Source organism: Caballeronia humi (assembly GCF_001544475.1).
GTDB classification, from domain to species: Bacteria; Pseudomonadota; Gammaproteobacteria; order Burkholderiales; family Burkholderiaceae; genus Caballeronia; species Caballeronia humi.
The window spans coordinates 1-3,271 of the sequence record NZ_FCNW02000136.1 but is presented as its reverse complement, the minus strand read 5'-3'; the positions used below and the strand labels follow the sequence as shown (position 1 = coordinate 3,271).

At 61.4% G+C, this 3,271-nt stretch carries 4 protein-coding genes; all 4 read left to right on the top strand.

Annotated elements, in window-relative coordinates:
* Nucleotides 1–399: succinate dehydrogenase, cytochrome b556 subunit (gene sdhC / locus AWB65_RS34400; RefSeq protein WP_125474300.1), on the top strand; the 399-nt coding region annotated here is incomplete at its 5' end.
* A gap of 1 nt (nt 400) precedes the next feature.
* A complete protein-coding gene (sdhD, locus tag AWB65_RS34395; RefSeq protein ID WP_087660574.1) occupies nt 401–769 on the top strand; it encodes a succinate dehydrogenase, hydrophobic membrane anchor protein in 369 nt (122 codons plus the stop codon).
* A 3-nt stretch (nt 770–772) separates the two neighbouring features.
* A complete protein-coding gene (sdhA, locus tag AWB65_RS34390; protein ID WP_087671207.1) occupies nt 773–2,548 on the top strand; it encodes a succinate dehydrogenase flavoprotein subunit in 1,776 nt (591 codons plus the stop codon).
* A gap of 17 nt (nt 2,549–2,565) precedes the next feature.
* A complete protein-coding gene (locus AWB65_RS34385; protein ID WP_087671206.1) occupies nt 2,566–3,270 on the top strand; it encodes a succinate dehydrogenase iron-sulfur subunit in 705 nt (234 codons plus the stop codon).
* Nucleotide 3,271 lies beyond the last annotated feature (1 nt).

Sequence of the window (3,271 nt, the reverse complement as noted above, 5' to 3'; positions counted from 1 at the left end):
GTAAAAAAACCAAGGCCCGAGTTCCGTAACATCGGGATCGGTCAACTCGCGAAGTATCGCCTGCCGCTGGCGGGCAAGGTCTCCATCCTGCACCGTATCAGCGGTCTTCTGCTGTTCATCTCCCTGCCGTTTCTCCTGTACCTGCTGGACCAGAGCCTGACCTCGGAAATCAGTTTCGATGCGTTCAAGGGCTTCCTCGGCAACCCCATCGTCAAGCTCATCGTGCTCGTGCTGTCGTGGGCGTACATGTTCCACTTTTGCGCGGGCATCCGCTTCCTGCTGCTCGATACGCACACAGCCGTCAGTAAAGAAGGAGGCAAGCAGACCTCCATCGTGGTGCTCGTGGTGTCGACCCTGTTGACGCTTGCCGTCGCTCTCAAACTTTTCGGAGCCTTCTAAGATGGCAGCCAATAACCGAGTCGGCCCGAAGCGCCTGGTGGTCGGCGCGCATTACGGTCTGCGCGACTGGCTCGCGCAACGCGTGACCGCGGTCGTGATGGCCGTCTACACGCTCATCCTGCTGTTCTGGTTCTTTATCGCGCGCGACTTCTCGTATGAAGGCTGGGCGTCGATCTTCGCGATCCAGTGGATGAAGCTCGCCACCTTCGTCGCCCTGCTTTCGCTCTTCTATCACGCCTGGGTCGGCATTCGCGACATCTGGATGGACTATGTGAAGCCGGTCGGCCTGCGCCTGACGCTGCAAGCGTTGACCATCCTCTGGCTGGTCGCCTGCGCCGGCTACGCTGCACAGATTCTCTGGAGAGTGTAAAGAATGGCTGCAATCAAGACTTCTCTGCCGCGTCGCCGTTTTGACGTGGTCATCGTCGGCGCGGGCGGCTCGGGCATGCGCGCCTCGCTGCAACTCGCGCGCGCGGGTCTGTCGGTGGCGGTGCTCTCCAAAGTGTTCCCCACGCGCTCGCATACGGTGGCCGCCCAAGGCGGCATCGGCGCGTCGCTCGGCAACATGAGCGAAGACAACTGGCACTACCACTTCTACGACACGATCAAAGGCTCCGACTGGCTCGGCGACCAGGACGCGATCGAGTTCATGTGCCGCGAAGCACCGAACGCAGTCTACGAACTCGAACACATGGGCATGCCGTTCGACCGCAATGCCGATGGCACGATCTATCAGCGTCCGTTCGGCGGCCACACGGCGAACTACGGCGAGAAGCCGGTGCAGCGCGCATGCGCGGCGGCTGACCGCACGGGTCACGCGCTCTTGCACACGCTGTATCAGCAGAACGTCGCGGCTAAGACGCACTTCTTCGTCGAATGGATGGCGCTCGATCTGATCCGCGATGCCGAAGGCGACGTGCTCGGCGTGACCGCGCTCGAAATGGAAACGGGCGAAGTCCACATCCTTGAAGGCAAGACGACGCTGTTCGCCACAGGCGGCGCGGGCCGGATCTTCGCGGCATCGACGAATGCGTTCATCAATACGGGCGATGGGCTTGGCATGGCCGCGCGCTCAGGCATCGCGCTGCAGGACATGGAGTTCTGGCAATTCCACCCGACCGGTGTGGCCGGTGCAGGCGTATTGATTACCGAAGGCGTGCGCGGTGAAGGCGGCATTCTGCGCAATTCGGACGGCGAGCGCTTCATGGAACGCTACGCACCGACGCTGAAAGACCTGGCACCGCGCGACTTCGTCTCGCGTTCGATGGACCAGGAGATCAAGGAAGGGCGCGGCGTGGGTCCGAACAAGGACCACGTCTTGCTGGACCTGTCGCACATCGGCGCCGAGACGATCATGAAGCGTCTGCCGTCGATCCGCGAGATTGCGCTGAAGTTCGCGAACGTCGATTGCATTAAAGAGCCGATTCCCGTCGTGCCGACCATCCACTATCAGATGGGCGGCATTCCGACGAATATCCACGGTCAGGTGGTGGGCACGGCCAAAGGCTACGACGATCCGGTCAACGGTTTTTATGCAGTGGGCGAATGCTCGTGCGTTTCAGTGCACGGGGCGAACCGGCTCGGCACGAACTCGCTGCTGGACCTCGTGGTGTTCGGCCGCGCGGCGGGCAATCACATCATCAAGCACGCGCAGGAGACGAAGGAGCACAAGCCGCTGCCGGCGGACGCCGCCGACTTCGCGCTCGAACGTCTCTCGGTGCTGGAAAACTCGACCTCGGGCGAATACACGCAATCGATCGCGGGCGACATCCGCTCGGCGATGCAGGCGCATGCGGGCGTGTTCCGCACGTCGAAGCTGCTGGAAGAGGGCGTGGGCAAGGTGGCCGAGTTGGCCGAGCGCGTGAAGCACGTGCATCTGAAAGACAAGTCGAAGGTGTTCAACACCGCGAAGGTGGAAGCGCTGGAACTGGCGAACCTGATCGAAGTGGCGCGCGCGACGATGGTGTCGGCCGAAGCGCGCAAGGAAAGCCGCGGTGCGCACGCGCACAGCGACTTCGAGGTGCGCGACGACGAGAACTGGATGCGCCACACGCTGTGGTTCAGCGAGGGGGACCGCCTCGACTACAAGCCGGTGAAGATGCAGCCGCTGACGGTCGAATCGGTGCCGCCGAAAGCGCGTACCTTCTAAGGGTCAAGGGAATCGACATGGCAAAGAGAACATTTGAAATTTACCGCTACGATCCGGACAAGGACGCGGCACCGCGCATGCAGAGCTACGAGATCGAAATCGACTCGCACGAACGCATGTTGCTCGATGCGTTGCTGAAGCTGAAATCGGTCGATGAGACGCTGTCGTTCCGCCGCTCGTGCCGCGAGGGCGTGTGCGGATCGGACGCGATGAACATCAACGGCAAGAACGGGCTCGCGTGTCTGCAGAACATGAACGACCTGCCGCAGAAGATCGTGCTGCGTCCGCTGCCGGGGCTGCCGGTGGTGCGCGATTTGATTTGCGACTTCACGCAATTTTTTAATCAGTATCATTCGATCAAGCCGTACCTGATCAACGACACGCCGCCGCCGGAGAAGGAGCGTCTGCAGTCGCCGGAAGAACGCGACGAGCTGGACGGTCTTTACGAGTGCATTCTGTGCGCGAGCTGCTCGACCTCGTGCCCGAGCTTCTGGTGGAACCCCGACAAGTTTGTTGGTCCGGCGGGTTTGTTGCAAGCCTATCGGTTCATTGCGGATAGCCGCGATGAAGCGACTGGTGAACGCCTCGACAACCTGGAAGATCCGTATCGTCTGTTCCGTTGCCATACGATCATGAACTGCGTGGACGTATGCCCGAAGGGGCTCAATCCCACGAAGGCGATCGGCAAGATCAAGGAATTGATGGTGCGGCGGGCTGTCTGAG

What these genes read in the sequence shown, in the direction of transcription:
- sdhD (WP_087660574.1), top strand. Translation starts at nt 401, where the DNA reads ATGGCAGCCAATAACCGAGTCGGCCCGAAGCGCCTGGTGGTCGGCGCG.
- sdhA (WP_087671207.1), top strand. Translation starts at nt 773, where the DNA reads ATGGCTGCAATCAAGACTTCTCTGCCGCGTCGCCGTTTTGACGTGGTC.
- AWB65_RS34385 (WP_087671206.1), top strand. Translation starts at nt 2,566, where the DNA reads ATGGCAAAGAGAACATTTGAAATTTACCGCTACGATCCGGACAAGGAC.